Source organism: Variovorax ureilyticus (assembly GCF_050632185.1).
GTDB classification, from domain to species: domain Bacteria; phylum Pseudomonadota; class Gammaproteobacteria; order Burkholderiales; family Burkholderiaceae_C; genus Variovorax; species Variovorax ureilyticus_A.
On the sequence record NZ_CP192579.1, the window covers coordinates 2,812,942 to 2,829,654 of the forward strand.

Sequence of the window (16,713 nt, forward strand, 5' to 3'; positions counted from 1 at the left end):
TCAGGCCAGCAGCGACGAGAAGGGAATGAACTGGACCATGTCGCCGGCCTTGAACGGCTGACCGGCCGGCGTGTCGATGACCCCGTCGCCCCACACGGTCGATGTGAGAACGCCGGAGCTCTGGTTGGGAAACAGATCCAGCCCACCCGCAGCATTGCGCCTCGCCCGCAGGAACTCGCGACGACGGTCCGCGCGCGGCCAGTCGAAATCGGCGCGCATCGCCACCGGTTCGACCGCGACGCGCTTCGCGCCCTGCAGCGTGAGCAGGAACGGCCGCACCAGCAGCAGGAAGGTCAGGAAGCTGGATACCGGATTGCCGGGCAGTCCGGTCAGGTGCGCGTCCCCGATGCGGCCATAGGCAAAGGGCTTGCCCGGCTTCATCGACAACGACCAGAGTTCGAGGCTGCCCAGGTGCTGCACGGCGGCCTTGATGTGGTCTTCCTCGCCGACCGAGACACCGCCCGTGGTGATGATCAAATCGTTGCGCTGTGCCGCTTCGCGCAGCGCCTCGATGGTGGCTTCGCGGCGGTCCGGCACGATGCCGAGATCGTTGACCTCGCAGCCGAAGCGCTTGAGAAGCGCGCGCATGAAGAAACGGTTGGAGTTGTAGATGGAGCCGGGCTTCATCGCCTCGGGCGCCACTTCACCGGGCATCACCAGTTCGTCGCCGGTCGACAGGAGCGCGACGCGCGGACGCTTCGAGACCTGCAACTGGGCCAGTCCGACGCTGGCGGCCAGTCCCAGACCCGCGGGGACAAGACGCTCGCCCTTTGACAGCACGATGTCGCCGGCGGCCACGTCCTCGCCGGCGCGACGGATCCATTGGCCCCGCGCGGGCGCGATCTCGATGCGAACGCTGCCCAGGCTGCCTTCCTCCGGCAATGCCTGCGTGTCCTCCTGCATGACCACGGCATCGGCACCTTCGGGGATCTGCGCTCCGGTGAAGATGCGCGCCGCGGTGCCGGCCGCGAGCGGCGTGCCGACGGTGCCGGCCGGAATACGCTGCGCCACGCGCAGAACGGCGCCAGCGGCCTCGGCAATCACCTGCGCGAACTGCATAGCCGTCCATCGAGCTGTTGTCTCGCGGCGGCACGGTGAGGCCCGAAACCACGTCCTGCGCCAACACGCGGCCATCGGCGTCGAAGGTCGAGACGCTTTCAGCACCAAGCCGGGGCGATGCCGCGGCAAGCAGGCGGGACAGCGCTTCGTCGAGCGCCATCAGCGGGGGACGTGAGGAAGTTTCAGCCATGGTCCTTCACCTTGTATGCGAATCGCTCGGCGTGCAGCAGAAGCCACTCGGCGATGCCATCGGTGTCGTCGAGGTCAAAGATCGGCAGCTCTGGCGGCCTGCGGCAGGCTCGACGGCGTGTTGGTGGCGATGCCGACGATGAACCGGTCCTCGACGTAGCGCACCGGCCGTGGCTCTTCGCCTTCCGCTGGCGCACGCCACACCTCGAGCTTCAACAGGTCGCTGTGCTTGAAGCCTTCGACCAGGACCCAGTCGGCGCCCGGATCGAGTTCCGCGATCAGGTCGTGCACGTCGAGCCGCGTCGGCTGTTCGAATTCGCGGATGAGTGCCGGGCGCTTGTCCGAGCCGACCACCACTTCGAAGGCGCCCGCCTCGCGGTGCCGGTACGTGTCCTTGCCCGGGTGGTCGATGTCGAACTTGTGGTGCGCGTGCTTGACCACGGAAACGCGCAGCCCCTTCCGCTTGAGCACGGGGATCAACCGCTCCACGAGCGTCGTCTTCCCCGCGCCGGAGAAGCCGGCGAAGCCGATGACTTTCATGCGTCGGGCGAGATCAATCGCAGTGCCGGGCGATATACGCCTTCACCGCGTCAACGTCGGCCGGGAGCTTGACGACCCGCTTGGGCAGGTTCTCGATGCCCTTGAACCGCGCGGGACGCTCCGGCTCGTGGCCCAGCGCCTCGACGATCGTTTCGGCGAACTTGATCGGCAGGGCGGTTTCGAGAACGATCATCGGCACGCCCGGCGCGAGATGTTCGCGCGCGGCCTTGAGCCCGTCGGCCGTGTGCGTGTCGATCAGGGTCGCGAAGCGCTTGTCGGTGTCGCGGATCGTCGCGAGGCGGTCGGCATGCGTGCTGCGGCTGCTCGCGAAGCCGAACTGGGTTGCGGCCTTCGCAAAGGCCGGATCGCCGCTGAGGTCGAAGCGGCCGGCGCGGCCAAGTTCGCCCTCGAACAGCGCGCGGCTCTTGGCGGCATCGCGATCCACCAGATCGAAGACGAAACGCTCGAAGTTGCTGGCCTTCGAGATGTCCATGGAGGGGCTCGAGGTCTCGTGCGTGTCGGCCGCCGAGCGAACTCGATAGACGCCGGTGCGGAAGAACTCGTCGAGCACATCGTTCTCGTTGGTCGCAACGACGAGCGTGCGGATCGGCAGGCCCATCATGCGCGCGACATGCCCCGCGCAGACGTTGCCGAAGTTGCCCGACGGCACGGTGAAGCTCACCGGCTTGTCATTGCTCGCCGTGGCTTGGAAGTACCCGGCGAAGTAATAGACCACCTGCGCCAGCAGCCGCGCCCAGTTGATCGAATTGACCGTGCCGATCTTGTACTTGCGCTTGAAGGCCAGATCGTTCGACACCGCCTTGACGATGTCCTGGCAGTCGTCGAAGACGCCGGAGATGGCGATGTTGTGGATGTTCTCGTCCTGCAGGCTGAACATCTGCGCCTGCTGGAACGGACTCATGCGGCCGTCGGGCGAGGTCATGAAGACACGCACGCCCTTCTTGCCGCGCATCGCGTACTCGGCTGCGCTGCCGGTGTCGCCACTGGTCGCGCCGAGGATGTTGAGCTGTTCGCCGCGACGGGCCAGCTCGTACTCGAACAGGTTGCCGAGGAGCTGCATCGCCATGTCCTTGAAGGCGAGCGTCGGGCCGTTGGACAAGGCTTCGATGTAGACGCCGTCCTCGAGCTCGCGCAGCGGCACGATGTCGGGCGTGCCGAACACCTCCTCCGTGTACGTCTTGGCGCAGATCGCTTTCAGATCGGCCGGCGGAATGTCGTCGACGTAGAGCGAAAGGATTTCAAATGCCAGTTCGGCATAAGGCAGGCCGCGCCACTTGGCGAGCGTGGCGGCATCGACCTTCGGATACTGCTCGGGCAGATACAGGCCGCCATCGGGCGCAAGGCCTTCAAGCAGGATTTCGCAGAAGCGGCGACGTTCAGGGTGGCCGCGCGTGGAGAGGTAGCGCATCAGGACAACTCTTCCTTGCGAATCCGCACGATCGGGGCGAGCACGGTCGGCAGCGCCTGCACCTGGGCCAGCGCCTCGTCGAGCGTGCCTTCGCGCGTGTCGTGCGTGAGGATGATGAGGTCGGTCTGCGTCGAGCCTTCGCCGCCCACTTCGTCGGCCTCCCGCTGCAGCACCGCATCGATGCTGATGCCCGCGCTGGCGAGCAGACCGGTGACCTTCGCCAGCACGCCGGCTTCGTCGGCGACGCGCATGCGCAGGTAGTAACTCGTCACCACCTCCGACATCGGCAGGACCTTGAGGTCGCTCATCGCATCGGGGTGGAAAGCGAGGTGCGGCACGCGGTGGGCCGCGTCAGCCGTGTGCAGGCGCGCGATGTCGACCAGATCGGCGATGACGGCGCTGGCGGTCGGCTCGCTCCCCGCGCCCTTGCCGTAGTAGAGCGTCGTGCCGACGGCATCGGCGTTGACCATGACCGCGTTCATCGCGCCCTCAACGTTGGCCAGCAGGCGCTTCGAAGGCACCAGCGCCGGGTGCACGCGCAACTCGACGCCCTGCGCCACGCGCTTGGTGACACCCAGCAGCTTGATGCGGTAGCCGAGCTGTTCGGCGTACTTGATGTCCTGCGCGGCGAGCCTGGTGATGCCCTCGACGTAGGCCTTGTCGAACTGCACCGGGATGCCGAACGCGATCGCGCTCATGATCGTCACCTTGTGGGCCGCATCGACGCCTTCGATGTCGAAGGTCGGATCGGCTTCGGCGTAGCCGAGGCGCTGCGCTTCCTTGAGCACGGTTTCGAAGTCGAGCCCCTTGTCCCGCATCTCCGACAGGATGAAATTGGTGGTGCCGTTGATGATGCCGGCGATCCACTGGATGCTGTTGGCCGTGAGGCCCTCGCGCAGCGCCTTGATGATCGGGATGCCGCCTGCGACCGCGGCTTCGAACGCGACCATGACGCCCTTCGCGTGGGCGGCCGCGAAGATCTCGGTGCCGTGCACCGCGAGCAGCGCCTTGTTGGCGGTCACCACGTGCTTGCCGGCGGCGATCGCCTCGAGCACCAGCTGCTTCGCGATGCCATAGCCGCCGATGAGCTCGATCACGATGTCGATCTCGGGGTTGGCGATGACGGCTCGCGCATCGTCAACCACCTTCACGCCTTCTCCGACGACCGCCCTGGCTCGCGTCGTGTCGAGGTCGGCAACCATCGTGATCTCGATGCCGCGGCCGGCGCGGCGCTTGATCTCTTCCTGATTGCGCCGAAGCACCTTGAAGGTGCCGCTGCCGACCGTACCGATGCCGAGCAGGCCAACTTGGATGGGTTTCATGATTTTGTCTTCAATGCGGGAAAGCGGGAAAAGCAAGGCCGGCGGATCAGGCAAGCCGGTTTCGGTAGCGTTCGAGGAAGCCGGCAATGCGGTTGATGGCCTCGCGCAGATCCTCCTCGTGGGGGAGGAAAACAATGCGGAAGTGGTCGGGCGTCTTCCAATTGAAGCCGGTGCCCTGGACTAGCATCACCTTGGTCTCCTTGAGCAGGTCGAGGAAGAACTGCCGGTCGTCCTCGATCGGGTAGATCTTCGGATCGAGCTTCGGGAACATGTAGAGCGCGGCACTCGGCTTGACGCAGCTCACGCCCGGAATCGCCGTGATGAGCTCGTAGGCCAGATCGCGCTGGCGGCGAAGTCGCCCGCCGGGCGCCACAAGCTCGTTGATGCTCTGGTAGCCGCCGAGCGCCGTCTGGATCGCCCATTGCCCCGGCACGTTGGCGCACAGGCGCATGTTCGAGAGCATGTTGAGTCCCTCGATGTAGTCGCGGGCCCTCTTCTTGTCGCCCGACACCACCAGCCAGCCCGCGCGATAGCCGCACGAGCGATAGCTCTTGGAGAGCGAGTTGAAGGTGAGCGTGAGCACGTCCTTCGACAGGCTCGCGATCGCGGTGTGCTTGACACCGTCGTAGAGCACCTTGTCGTAGACCTCGTCGGCGAAGATCACCAGGCCGTGCTCTCGGGCGATCTCGACGATGCCCTTGAGCAGCTCATCCGAATACAGCGCCCCGGTGGGGTTGTTCGGGTTGATGACGACGATGCCCTTGGTACGCGGCGTGACCTTGGCGCGGATGTCGTCGAGCCTGGGCATCCAGCCGTTGTCCTCGTCGCAAAGGTAGTGCACGGGCTTGCCGCCCGACAGGCTCGCGACAGCCGTCCACAGCGGATAGTCGGGCGCGGGCAGCAGCAGTTCGTCGCCGTCGTTGAGCAGCGCGTTGGTCGCCATCGCGATCAGCTCGCTCGCGCCATTGCCGAGATAGATGTCGTCGAGCGTGACGCCTGCGATCCCCTGCTTCTGCGTCTCGTGCATCACCGCCTTGCGCGCCGCGAAGATGCCCTTGCTGTCCGAATAACCGGCCGAGGCCGGGAGGTTGCGGATCATGTCCTGCTGGACCTCTTCGGGCGCATCGAAGCCGAACACGGCCAGATTGCCGATGTTGAGCTTGATGATCTTCTGGCCCTCCTCCTCCATCTGCTTGGCGGCGTCCATGATCGGCCCGCGGATGTCGTAGAGCACATTGGCCAGCTTGGCCGATTTCTTGAGCGGTTTCAAAGTCCCTCCAAGGGGGTCTGCGCGGGGGAAAACCTATAATTTGACCACAGTTCCCTGCCCTTTCCGATGAAGCTCCAGCCCGACAAATCCGACGTCCAGACACTCACTGCACACGGCCCGGGTTGGGTCGCCGTCAACAACGAACGTATCGATTCCAGCGTCGTCGTCGGCTCGCGCGGCGAGCGCTTCACATGGGATTGCAGCCGCTTCGAAGACCTGGGACCGGAGCACTTCGCCCAACTGGCTTCACTGGGCGCCGAACTGATCATCTTCGGTAGCGGAAAGCGCATCCGGTTCCCCAAGCCGGCCTGGCTCCAGCCGCTCATGATTCAGCGGACCGGCGTCGAGACGATGGACACGCCCGCGGCGTGCCGCACCTACAACATCCTCGCCAGCGAAGGGCGCCACGTGGTCGCCGCCCTCCTTATTGAGGAGGCCCCCAGCGGGCAGTAGGAGGCATTTCGAGGTAAAATTGTGGGTTGCAATCCGGCGGCCCGCCCTCATCTAGCAACGACCAATCCTCCATGAACTCGACTCGCTCGAGCATGGAACCAAACTGGAGAAAACAAGTTTCATGGCGATCGTTGTCAACAAACCCATTCCCGAATTCGATGCCAATGCCACCGGCGGCCTGAAGGTCTCGAACACCTCGCATCTCGGCCAGGTTTTGGTGATGTACTTCTATCCCAAGGACAACACGCCAGGCTGCACCACCGAAGCCATGCAGTTCCGCGATCGCTACAAGGACTTCGAAAAGGCTGGCGCCACCGTGTTCGGTGTCTCGCGCGACAACATGAAGTCGCATGACGAATTCAAGGCCAAACTCGAGCTCCCCTTCGAACTGATCGCGGACACCGAAGAAAAGATGTGCCACATGTTCGGCGTGGTCAAGAACAAGATCATGTACGGCAAGAAGGTCAAGGGCATCGAACGCAGCACGTTCCTGATCGGTGCGGACGGCCATCTCAAGGCCGAGTGGCGCGGGCTCAAGGTCCCCGGCCATGTCGACGAGGTACTCAAAGCTGTCAAGGCGCTCAAAAAGGCCGCCTGATTTGCCAAGTGCGAGGTTTTGCGCGTCTGCGTTGGCGGCGCGCAACGAACAGAGGTAGTGACACACGCGATGTGCATAATGGCCCCATGCCGTTGAGCTCCGCGACCGCATCCACCGAACAAAGCCGCCAGGTTCTTCAGGCGGCTTTTTCGTTTTCTGGCCCCTTCATTCTTGCGAGCAAACTGCCCCATGCCCTTGCCTCCCGCCCCCACGAAACGTGCCGCCATGCTCTCGCCCAGCGCGCACGACGCGCCCGCTCGGCCTTCGCAGGGCCGAGGCGGTCGCCGCTCAACTGATCGGAAATCTGAAGAAAGCGGCACGACCGGACCCCGTCCGCTCGAACTGTTCGATCGCCACGCCGCCGAATCGGGTGGCAACGTCGAGGCCCTCCCCCTGCTCAAGGCGAAAGCCCCGCTCCCAGTGGCGAAAGCGCCCTCGCCCGTCCCGTCGGCGGTCGCGGAGACCGCGGCTGCAGTCACGCGCCAGACCCAGCCGCGCGCCAAACGTAACAAGTCGAACGGGCCGGCCAAGCTTTTCGTGCTCGACACCAACGTATTGCTGCACGATCCGGTGTGCCTCTTCCGCTTCGAGGAGCACGACATCTTCCTGCCAATGATCGTTCTGGAGGAGCTCGATGGGCACAAGAAGGGCACGACGGAAGTGGCCCGCAACGGGCGCCGAGGCCAGCCGGACGCTGGACGCACTGGCCGCGGCACAGGGCGCGGACATCGGCAAGGGTCTGAAGCTGGACACCACCGGCCATCGCGAAGCTGGCGGCAAGCTCTTCTTCCAGACGGAACCGCTCGACTACACCCTGCCAACCAGTCTGCCGCAAGGCAAGGCGGACAATCAGATCCTCGGCGTCGTCCAGGCGCTGCGCGACCTCAACTCGAAGGACGCGCCGGGACGCGTGAAGCGGGAAGTCGTGCTGGTGTCGAAGGACATCAACATGCGTGTCAAGGCGCGCGCGCTCGGACTGGACGCCGACGACTACCAGAACGACAAGACGCTGGATGACGGCGACCTCCTCTACTCCGGCTCGCTCGCGCTGCCGACTGACTTCTGGACCCGCCAGAGCAAGACCATCGAGAGCTGGCAGAGCGGCAGCAGCACGTTCTACCGCATCAGCGGACCGATCGTGCCCAACCTCTACATCAATCAGTTCATCTATTTCGAAGCGCCCGGCGAGCCGAGCATGTATGCGCGGGTCACCGAGATCCGCGACAAGACGGCGGTGCTCAAGACGCTGAAGGACTACGGCTCCATCAAGAATGCAGTCTGGGGTGTGAACACGCGAAACCGCGAACAGAATTTCGCAATGAACCTGCTGATGGATCCGGAGGTCGACTTCGTGACCTTGACCGGCACCGCCGGCACCGGCAAGACGCTGATGGCGCTCGCTTCCGGCCTGACGCAGGTTCTGGACGACCGCCGCTACACCGAGATCATCATGACCCGCGCCACCGTCAGCGTCGGCGAGGACATCGGCTTCCTCCCGGGCACCGAGGAGGAAAAGATGGGCCCGTGGATGGGCGCGCTCGACGACAACCTCGAGTTCCTCGCGAAGGGCGACGGCGGAGGCGCCGGCGAATGGGGCCGCGCGGCGACCAACGAGCTCATCCGCAGCAAGATCAAGATCAAGAGCATGAACTTCATGCGCGGGCGCACCTTCCTGAACAAGTACGTGATCATCGACGAGGCACAGAATCTCACGCCGAAGCAGATGAAGACGCTGGTGACGCGAGCAGGTCCGGGCACCAAGATCATCTGCATGGGCAACCTCGCGCAGATCGATACCCCCTATCTGACCGAGGGCTCGTCCGGCCTGACTTTCGCAGTCGACAAGTTCAAGGGCTGGCCCCACAGCGGCCATATCACGCTGGCACGCGGCGAGCGCTCGCGCCTCGCCGACTTCGCCAGCGAAGTGCTCTAGCAGCAGCTCGCAGCCGGGTCGAACCGGCCGGAGCTCCACGCTGACAACGCTCCTGACAGAACGTTGTCAGCAGCTGTCGTGCAGCATCCAGGCTTCATTCACCGCCTGAGGAAGCCCATCATGACCACCAGCGTCAACTGGTTTGACATCCCTGTCGCCGACCTGCGGGATACCGAGGGCAACGAAGTCAGGCACGCGCTGGCCTGACACGCGTCATCCGGCGGCTCGGAATCCGACGCCGCAACCGGGTTCGCTCTGCCAGCGGAGCGATGAATTCGATATGGAGCAAGTCATGCAACCTCAACTTCAACGACTGGATGCGTTCAGCGTCGCAGGCCTGACCGCACGAACCACCAACCATGATGAAAACAACCCCCAGGCCGCGCGAATCAGCACCCTGTGGAACCGCTTTTTCGACGAGCGCATCTACGAGAAGACGCCGCATCGGATCGCCGACATGCACCTCTACGGCGTCTACTCGGCCTACGAGACCGACGCGGACGGCGCCTTCGACATCACGACCGGCGTCGCAGTTGCGGATGGCCCGGAAGCGGTGCGCATCGAGGGGGCGACTACCTCGTCTTCGCCGGACAGGGTGCGATGCCGCAGATGGTTCTCGCGGTGTGGCAGGCGATCTGGCAATATTTCGATGCACATCCCGAAATCAAGCGTCGCTATCGAAGCGACTTCGAGGCGTACAGCGGCCCCGAGCAGGTCGCCATCCACGTCGGAGTTGAACTGGACTGACATGAACCCGACTTTTGGCGCGCGCGGCAAGACTCGGCGGGAATGCCTCGCCGATTGTGTGCGCCTGCCCAGGTTCATCGGAAGCTGACCTCCTTCATGCGCCGCGCCGATCGTCTGTTTCAGATCGTCCAGATCATTCGCGGGCGACGGCTCACCACCGCAGCGTTCCTCGCGCAACGCCTCGAGATTTCCGAGCGCACCGTTTACCGCGACATCGCCGATCTTCAGCGCCAAGGCGTACCGGTCGATGGTGAAGCCGGCGTCGGTTACCGCATCGGTTCAGGCTTTGACCTTCCGCCGCTCATGTTCACCCAGGATGAGGCGGCGGCGCTGGTGGCATCGGCCCGGCTCGCGCAGAGCTGGGTCGACACCGCGATGGCGCGAGATATCGAGTCCGCGCTTGGAAAGATTCTTTCCGTGCTACCGACGGCGGCGCGCGTGTCCGCGGAGAGTCTTGCGCTCTACGCACCCGCCTACATCCTCGACGATGGCACGCGCGCGCGCCTGCAGGTGCTGCGGGAAGCCGTGCAATCGCGGCACAAGGTCCGGATGGACTATCACGATGTCGTCAGTGCGCCGACGCAGCGCACGGTACGGCCGCTCGGGTGCTTCTACTGGGGAAAGGTCTGGACCTTTTCCGCCTGGTGCGAGCTGCGGGAAGACTTTCGCGCCTTCAGGCTCGACCGCATCGACCAGATCGAGGTGTTGCCGGAGCGTTTTCGCGACGAGGCTGGGAAGACGCTGGCGGACATGCTCAGAAGCCTGCGGGAAGCTTCGCAGAAGGCCAATTCGGCGAAACAGGACTAGAAATCGTCGCCGCCGGTAGCGAGATTCTCGAATTTGGTGAGCGGTTTCAGGAACGCCAGCTTCACGGTGCCGGTCGGTCCGTTCCGGTGCTTGCTGATGATCACCTCCGCAACACCCGGCTCCTTGCTGTCCTTGTTGTAGTAGTCGTCGCGGTAGATGAACATGATGAGGTCGGCATCCTGTTCGATCGCGCCGGATTCGCGCAGATCACTCATCATCGGACGCTTGTCGGTACGGCTTTCCACGCCGCGGCTCAACTGCGACAGCGCGATCACCGGGCACTTGAGCTCCTTCGCCAGCATCTTCAGGCCGCGCGAGATTTCACCCACCGCGGTGGCACGGTTCTCATCGTTCATGCTGCTCGAGACACTCATGAGCTGCAGGTAGTCGACCACGATCAAGCCAAGCTTTCCGTATTGCCGCGCGAGCCGACGCGCATTGGCACGCAGTTCGCTGGTGGTCAGGCCCGGTGTTTCATCGATGTGGAGCGAAACGTTGCGCAACTTTTCGATGGCCTCGGTGAGCCGCGGCCACTCGTCGTCGGTGAGCTTGCCGGTTCGCAGGTGGCCCTGGTCGATGCGGCCGATCGAGCCGACGATACGGACCGCCAACTGCGACGCGCCCATTTCCATGGAGAACACCGCGACAGGCAAGCCCTCGTTGAGCGCCACGTGCTCGGCGATGTTGATGGCGAGCGAGGTCTTCCCCATCGACGGACGCGCCGCGAGCACGATCATGTCGCCCGCCTGCAGCCCCGAGGTCATCTTGTCGAACTCGTAGAAGCCCGTGCGCACGCCGGTGATGTCGTTCGGGTTCTCGGCCATCTCCGTCACGCGATCGAGCAGTTCGACGACCAGGGCATCCATGCCCTGGAAGCCCTGCTTCATCCGCGTGCCTTCTTCGCCGATGTTGAAAATCTTCTGTTCGGCCTCGTCCAGGATCTTGTCGACCGCTTTGCCCTGCGTGTTGAAGGCATTGGTCGCGATTTCATCGCTCGCGGCGACGAGCTTGCGCAGGATCGATCGCTCGCGAACGATCTCTGCGTAGCGCCGGATGTTGCTCGCGCTCGGCACGTACTGGGCAAGCGAGTTGAGATAGCCAAGTCCGCCGATTTCCTCGGCCTTGCCGAGGTTCTGCAATTGCTCGTAGACCGTGATCACGTCGGCCGGCTTGCTGGCATTGATCAGCGTGCCGATGGCAGCGTAGATCAGCTTGTGTTCGTGACGGTAGAAGTCGCTGTCGACGACGACATCACCCATCCGGTCCCACGCGCCGTTGTCCAGAAGAAGTCCGCCAAGGACGCTCGACTCGGCCTCGATCGAATGCGGCGGAATGCGCAACTGCGCGATCTGGCGATCGTTCGAGGGATCGTTATCGGCGTAGGAGAAGACTGCGGACATGGGGCTCCTTGCAACCCTGCATGCTAAGCCGCGCGATGCGCGACGTCACGTGGACAAGGCTGTGAATATTCGGTGATCTTCCGGTGCACGACGCGGGACAACCCGGCCGCGCGAGAAAACAAAAGCCGCCCGAAGGCGGCTTGCATGAACAAGGTCGCGCACCAGCGACCTTGTCTTCTCTTTGCTGATGGCTTACGCGCTTTCGCCGTAGACCGTCACGTTGATCTCGACGACCACGTCGGTGTGCAAGGCAACGCTCACCGTGCTGTCGCCGACAACCTTGATCGGGCCGCTGGGCATGCGAACTTGCGACTTGGCGACCTTGTAGCCGAGCTTGTTCAGCTCGTCGGCGACGTCGTGGTTCGTCACCGACCCGAACAGACGGCCATCGACACCGGCCTTTTGGGTCAGCTTGACGGCGGTGCCGGCAAGCTTTTCGCCCTGGGCTTGCGCTTCCGTCAGCTTGGCGGCAGCAGCCTTCTCGAGTTCGGCGCGCTTGGCTTCGAATTCGGCCTTGGCGGCTTCCGTTGCGCGACGAGCGCGGCCCGAGGGGATCAGGTAGTTGCGTGCGTAACCGTCCTTGACCTTGACGATCTCGCCGAGCACGCCGAGGTTCACGACCTTGTCCAGAAGAATGACTTGCATGATGTCCGGCTCCTTAGACGCGGTGTTGGTCGCTGTACGGCACCAGGGCGAGGAAGCGCGCACGCTTGATCGCGGTGTTCAGCTGACGCTGGTAGATGGCGCGCGTGCCAGTGAGGCGCGCGGGAATGATCTTGCCGTTCTCGCTGATGAAATCGCGCAGGGTGTCGACGTCCTTGTAGTCGATTTCCTCGACGCCGGCGACGGTGAAACGGCAGAAGCGCTTGCGCTTGAACAGCAGCGACTGGGTGTTGCGCTTCGGACGCTTGTCCTTGTTGAATTTCTTGAACGTGGCCATTGGGGACCTCTTGTCGAAAATTAATCTTGCTGAAAATCCTGGATGTGCAGAACCGGATGCTTGCCGTTTCCCGGAGTGGCGAGAAAGCCCTGGAATCGCCAGAGGCTTCCCAGCGCCTGCCGTGCCAGCCGCTCTGCGACTGAACCGAACGCCACCGCCTTGATGGCCGCCTTCACGTTCCTTGATTGGCCCGCTTCGACGATCGTTGACTCATGTTCGAGTCGGGCGTCGACTGCAGGCAGGCCGGCGGGCGTGAAACGCAGGGCTCCGATTTCGGCGACGCAGGCAGTCAGCACGAGCTGATTGACTGCGACGGCACTCACACCATCAGTTGTTGTTGGCGGCGTACTCGGCCTGCTGGGCCTTGCGAGCCTCTTCGCGCTCGACCGTCTTCATCATCGACGAAGGGCCGGTGTCGGCCTTCTTCTTGACGACGGTCAGGTGGCGCAGAACGGCGTCGTTGAACTTGAACGCATGCTCGAGTTCGGCCATCACGGCTTGCTCAGCTTCGATGTTCACGCACAGGTAGTGCGCCTTGTTGAGCTTGTTGATCTGGTAGGCCAGTTGACGGCGACCCCAGTCTTCGACGCGGTGGATCTTGCCGCCGCCGGCGGTGATCATGCCCTTATAGCGCTCCAGCATGGCCGGAACTTGCTCGCTTTGATCCGGATGGATCAGCAAAATGATTTCGTAGTGACGCATGGCACTCCTTGTGGATCTTCCGTAGAAGGGATAAAGCCACCCGCAGCGTCAGTCGCAGTGTGGCAAGGCAAAGCCGGCAATTATAGCAGAGGCTTAGTCGCCAATGAGGGCACGCTCCAGTGCAGCTGCCTTGTCGGGACCTACGGCGGACTGGATTTTCGGGAACAGTTCGTGGAGTTGCTCGAAGGTCGACGTCCCCTCGACGGCCAGGTTGAGCCTGAATCCGCGCAGGCCGAGACTTGCCGTGAGCTGTGTCGCGATGGGATAGGCGTCCTTGTAGCGCTGCTGCGATGAACGGCCCGACGGCGGCGGGGTTGCAGCCCCGGGCGCCGGATGAGAAGCAGGCGAGTCTGCCTGCACCGGGCTGGGTGCCGGCACCTGCGAAACGATTTGCTCCAGCAATCCGAGCTCGACAAGTTGATCGATGTCCTCCGGGACGATGCCCATCCCAGCCTCGATCACCTCGTTCACCGAGCGGCGGCCGTCGAAGAGGATGAATGCAGACCGCTGACGCGGAGTGAGCCGCACCGACCGGTCCTTGAGCACCCGGTGCCCGGTTTCTGTCTTGATAAGAATCATGCTTTCCTCGACGCCAGACGGGGAGCACCCCTCTGGGGTCACAAGTTTGACACCAAAGATGCATTTCGTTGCAAATACATCAAGCTGACGCGGGGATTACAGCGTTTCGTGTGACAGAAGTCGTTGCGCGGCGATGACAGTCGCCCGCCGCGCAACGCCGGCCTGCGGATCAGCGCGCAGCGAGCTGCGTCCAGGTGTCGATCACGCTGTCCGGATTGAGCGAAATCGACTCGATGCCCTGCTCCGCCAGCCACAAGGCGAAGTCCGGATGGTCGCTGGGCCCCTGGCCGCAGATGCCGACGTATTTGCCCTGCGACTTGCAGGCCTTGATGACGCGGGCGAGCAGTGCCTTCACAGCCGGGTCACGCTCGTCGAAGTCCGCCGCAAGCAGTTCCAGGCCCGAATCGCGGTCAAGCCCGAGCGTGAGCTGAGTCAGGTCGTTGGAGCCGATCGAGAACCCGTCGAAGTGCTTCAGGAAATCCTCCGGCAGCACCGCATTGCTCGGCACCTCGCACATCATGATCAGCTTGAGTTCGTTCTCGCCGCGCTTCAGGCCGTGCTCTGCCAAGAGACCGGTGACGCGCTCGGCCTGCCCCAGCGTGCGCACGAACGGCACCATGATCTGGATGTTCGTCAGGCCCATTTCACCGCGCACGCGCTTGAGCGCCTCGCACTCCATGGCAAACGCCTCGCTGAATTCGTCGCTGAGATAGCGCGCCGCACCGCGGAAGCCGAGCATGGGGTTTTCTTCCTCGGGCTCGTAGCGACTCCCGCCGATCAGCTTGCGGTACTCGTTGGACTTGAAATCGGAAAGCCGCACGATCACCGGCTTGGGCCAGAACGCAGCGGCAATGGTCGCGATGCCTTCCGCCACCTTGTCGACGTAGAACGCACGCGGCGAGGCGTGGCCGCGCGCCACCGATTCGACCGCCTTCTTGAGGTCGGCATCGACGTTCGGGTAGTCGAGGATGGCCTTCGGATGCACGCCGATGTTGTTGTTGATGATGAATTCGAGACGGGCCAGCCCGACGCCTTGATTCGGCAGTTGGGCAAAGTCGAACGCCAGTTGGGGATTGCCCACGTTCATCATGACCTTCACATCGATCGGCGGCATCTCGCCGCGTTGGACCTCGGTCACTTCGGTTTCCAGCAGCCCGTCGTAGATGAAGCCGGTATCGCCCTCGGCGCAGCTGACGGTAACGAGCGTGCCATCCTTCAAGAGATCGGTCGCGTCGCCGCATCCCACCACCGCAGGGATCCCCAGCTCGCGCGCGATGATGGCCGCATGGCAGGTGCGCCCGCCCCGGTTGGTGACGATGGCGGAAGCGCGCTTCATCACCGGCTCCCAGTTCGGGTCGGTCATGTCGGTCACGAGCACGTCGCCGGGCTGCACCTTGTCCATTTCGCTGATGCTGTGGACCAAACGGACCGGGCCGGTCCCGATCTTCTGTCCGATCGCACGCCCCTCGGCGAGCACGGCACCCTTGCCGAGCAGCTTGTAACGCTGCTCCGACTTGCCGAACTGCTGGCTCTTCACGGTTTCCGGGCGGGCCTGGAGGATGTAGAGCTGACCGTCCGTGCCGTCCTTGCCCCACTCGATGTCCATGGGCCGGCCATAGTGCTGCTCGATCACCAGCGCGTACTTGGCGAGCTGCTCGACGTCGGCATCGGTCAGCGAGTAGCGGTTGCGCTGCTCGGCCGGGACGTCCGTGGTCTTGACGAGCTTGCCGGTGGCAGCCTTTTCGGCTGCCGTGGCAAATTCCATCTGGATCAGCTTCGAGCCAAGATTGCGGCGGATCACCGCGCGCTTGCCGGCGCGAAGGGTCGGCTTGTGGACGTAGAACTCGTCGGGATTGACCGCGCCCTGCACCACCGTTTCACCGAGGCCGTAGCTCGAAGTGATGAACACCACGTCCTCGAAGCCCGATTCGGTGTCGATGGTGAACATGACGCCGGCCGCCCCGAGATCGCTGCGAACCATGCGCTGGACGCCGGCCGACAGCGCCACCACGTCGTGCGCGAAACCCTTGTGCACCCGGTAGCTGATCGCGCGGTCGTTGTAAAGGGACGCAAAAACCTCCTTCATCTTGTGAAGGACGTCCTCGATGCCGACCACGTTCAGGAAGGTTTCCTGCTGGCCGGCGAAAGAGGCATCCGGCAGATCTTCCGCCGTGGCCGACGAGCGGACAGCGAAGCTTGCCTGCGGATTGCCGGCGGAAAGGGTTGCGAATGCCGATTCGATCGCCTTCTGCAGGTCGGCCGGGAAAGGCTGGGCCTCGACCATGGCGCGGATCTCGGCGCCGGCTGCGGCCAGCGCGCGGACGTCCTCGGTGTCCAGGCTTGCCGTGCGCGCGCTGATCTTGTCGGCCAGGCCGCCATGCGCCAGGAACTGACGGAAGGCATGGGCAGTGGTTGCGAAGCCCGTCGGGACCCGCACGCCCTGCGGCAGTTGGGAAATCATCTCGCCGAGGCTGGCGTTCTTGCCGCCGACCGACTCGACGTCGGTCATCCTCAGGTTTTCGAACGGTACGACCAGGGCGGTCGCTTCGAAGAGTGCAGACATGGGAAAGCTCCAGAAGTTGAAACTGATGCTGCATACAGACGGCACAACGCGATCATTTTTGTTGCTCTGGGCGCCGGGTCGGATGCATGGGAGGAATTCGGGCTGGGGAACGATCGGTGGCATTCCCGATAATGAGCCGAATTGTAGGCGTGCCGAGACCGGCGCGCGGTTCTGGACGAGGC

General features: G+C 63.7%; 15 protein-coding genes and 3 pseudogenes. 6 read left to right on the plus strand and 12 right to left on the minus strand.

All coding sequences use genetic code 11. The annotated features are described in order from the left end of the window. The 5 genes and pseudogenes from ACQ858_RS13875 to ACQ858_RS13895 all read right to left on the minus strand — a co-directional run bounded on the left by ACQ858_RS13875 (window position 1) and on the right by ACQ858_RS13895 (window position 5,809). Window positions 1-1,219: pseudogene (locus ACQ858_RS13875) on the minus strand (molybdopterin molybdotransferase MoeA). A gap of 22 nt (window positions 1,220-1,241) precedes the next feature. Continuing rightward, window positions 1,242-1,788: pseudogene (gene mobB, locus ACQ858_RS13880) on the minus strand (molybdopterin-guanine dinucleotide biosynthesis protein B). A gap of 13 nt (window positions 1,789-1,801) precedes the next feature. Continuing rightward, on the minus strand, window positions 1,802-3,217 hold the full coding sequence (gene thrC, locus ACQ858_RS13885; protein WP_431273296.1) for a threonine synthase: 1,416 nt from the start codon (window positions 3,215-3,217) through the stop codon (window positions 1,802-1,804). Continuing rightward, window positions 3,217-4,539, minus strand: coding sequence for a homoserine dehydrogenase (locus ACQ858_RS13890; protein WP_431273297.1), 1,323 nt, complete (start codon window positions 4,537-4,539; stop codon window positions 3,217-3,219). Before ACQ858_RS13890 ends, thrC begins: the two co-directional genes overlap by 1 nt. Window positions 4,540-4,585: 46 nt before the next feature. Then, a complete protein-coding gene (locus ACQ858_RS13895) occupies window positions 4,586-5,809 on the minus strand; it encodes a pyridoxal phosphate-dependent aminotransferase (RefSeq protein WP_431273298.1) in 1,224 nt (407 codons plus the stop codon). A gap of 66 nt (window positions 5,810-5,875) precedes the next feature. Between ACQ858_RS13895 and ACQ858_RS13900 the strand changes: the two genes are divergently transcribed. From ACQ858_RS13900 to ACQ858_RS13925, 6 genes and pseudogenes are all read left to right on the plus strand, one after another. Continuing rightward, window positions 5,876-6,262: an Mth938-like domain-containing protein gene (locus ACQ858_RS13900; RefSeq protein WP_431273299.1), complete on the plus strand. Its 387-nt coding sequence runs from the start codon at window positions 5,876-5,878 to the stop codon at window positions 6,260-6,262. A 121-nt stretch (window positions 6,263-6,383) separates the two neighbouring features. Next, window positions 6,384-6,860 carry a peroxiredoxin gene (locus ACQ858_RS13905; RefSeq protein ID WP_431273300.1) on the plus strand — a complete coding sequence of 159 codons (477 nt, stop codon included), beginning with the start codon at window positions 6,384-6,386 and terminating at the stop codon, window positions 6,858-6,860. A gap of 189 nt (window positions 6,861-7,049) precedes the next feature. Beyond that, a pseudogene (locus tag ACQ858_RS13910) lies at window positions 7,050-8,793 on the plus strand (PhoH family protein). 63 nt (window positions 8,794-8,856) lie between these two features. Continuing rightward, window positions 8,857-9,000 carry a hypothetical protein gene (locus tag ACQ858_RS13915; protein WP_431273301.1) on the plus strand — a complete coding sequence of 48 codons (144 nt, stop codon included), beginning with the start codon at window positions 8,857-8,859 and terminating at the stop codon, window positions 8,998-9,000. Between the two features lie 85 nt (window positions 9,001-9,085). After that, entirely contained in the window at window positions 9,086-9,628 is a 543-nt protein-coding gene (locus tag ACQ858_RS13920; RefSeq protein WP_431273302.1) for a GyrI-like domain-containing protein, read from the plus strand. An 8-nt stretch (window positions 9,629-9,636) separates the two neighbouring features. Then, window positions 9,637-10,347, plus strand: coding sequence for a helix-turn-helix transcriptional regulator (locus ACQ858_RS13925; RefSeq protein WP_431273303.1), 711 nt, complete (start codon window positions 9,637-9,639; stop codon window positions 10,345-10,347). On the opposite strand, the gene dnaB is transcribed toward ACQ858_RS13925, so the two are convergent. The 7 genes from dnaB to ppsA form a co-directional block, all read right to left on the minus strand. Next, window positions 10,344-11,747 carry a replicative DNA helicase gene (dnaB, locus tag ACQ858_RS13930; RefSeq protein ID WP_431273304.1) on the minus strand — a complete coding sequence of 468 codons (1,404 nt, stop codon included), beginning with the start codon at window positions 11,745-11,747 and terminating at the stop codon, window positions 10,344-10,346. The two genes, ACQ858_RS13925 and dnaB, sit on opposite strands and share 4 nt — an antisense overlap. Window positions 11,748-11,939: 192 nt before the next feature. Then, window positions 11,940-12,392, minus strand: coding sequence for a 50S ribosomal protein L9 (rplI, locus tag ACQ858_RS13935; protein WP_431273305.1), 453 nt, complete (start codon window positions 12,390-12,392; stop codon window positions 11,940-11,942). A gap of 13 nt (window positions 12,393-12,405) precedes the next feature. Then, window positions 12,406-12,687: a 30S ribosomal protein S18 gene (gene rpsR, locus ACQ858_RS13940; RefSeq protein WP_019655919.1), complete on the minus strand. Its 282-nt coding sequence runs from the start codon at window positions 12,685-12,687 to the stop codon at window positions 12,406-12,408. 20 nt (window positions 12,688-12,707) lie between these two features. Beyond that, entirely contained in the window at window positions 12,708-13,010 is a 303-nt protein-coding gene (gene priB / locus ACQ858_RS13945; RefSeq protein WP_431273306.1) for a primosomal replication protein N, read from the minus strand. A 4-nt stretch (window positions 13,011-13,014) separates the two neighbouring features. Then, on the minus strand, window positions 13,015-13,389 hold the full coding sequence (gene rpsF / locus ACQ858_RS13950; protein ID WP_184528076.1) for a 30S ribosomal protein S6: 375 nt from the start codon (window positions 13,387-13,389) through the stop codon (window positions 13,015-13,017). A 93-nt stretch (window positions 13,390-13,482) separates the two neighbouring features. After that, window positions 13,483-13,968 carry a hypothetical protein gene (locus ACQ858_RS13955; RefSeq protein ID WP_431273307.1) on the minus strand — a complete coding sequence of 162 codons (486 nt, stop codon included), beginning with the start codon at window positions 13,966-13,968 and terminating at the stop codon, window positions 13,483-13,485. Between the two features lie 169 nt (window positions 13,969-14,137). Beyond that, a complete protein-coding gene (gene ppsA, locus ACQ858_RS13960) occupies window positions 14,138-16,531 on the minus strand; it encodes a phosphoenolpyruvate synthase (RefSeq protein WP_431276858.1) in 2,394 nt (797 codons plus the stop codon). Between the last annotated feature and the right edge of the window lie 182 nt (window positions 16,532-16,713).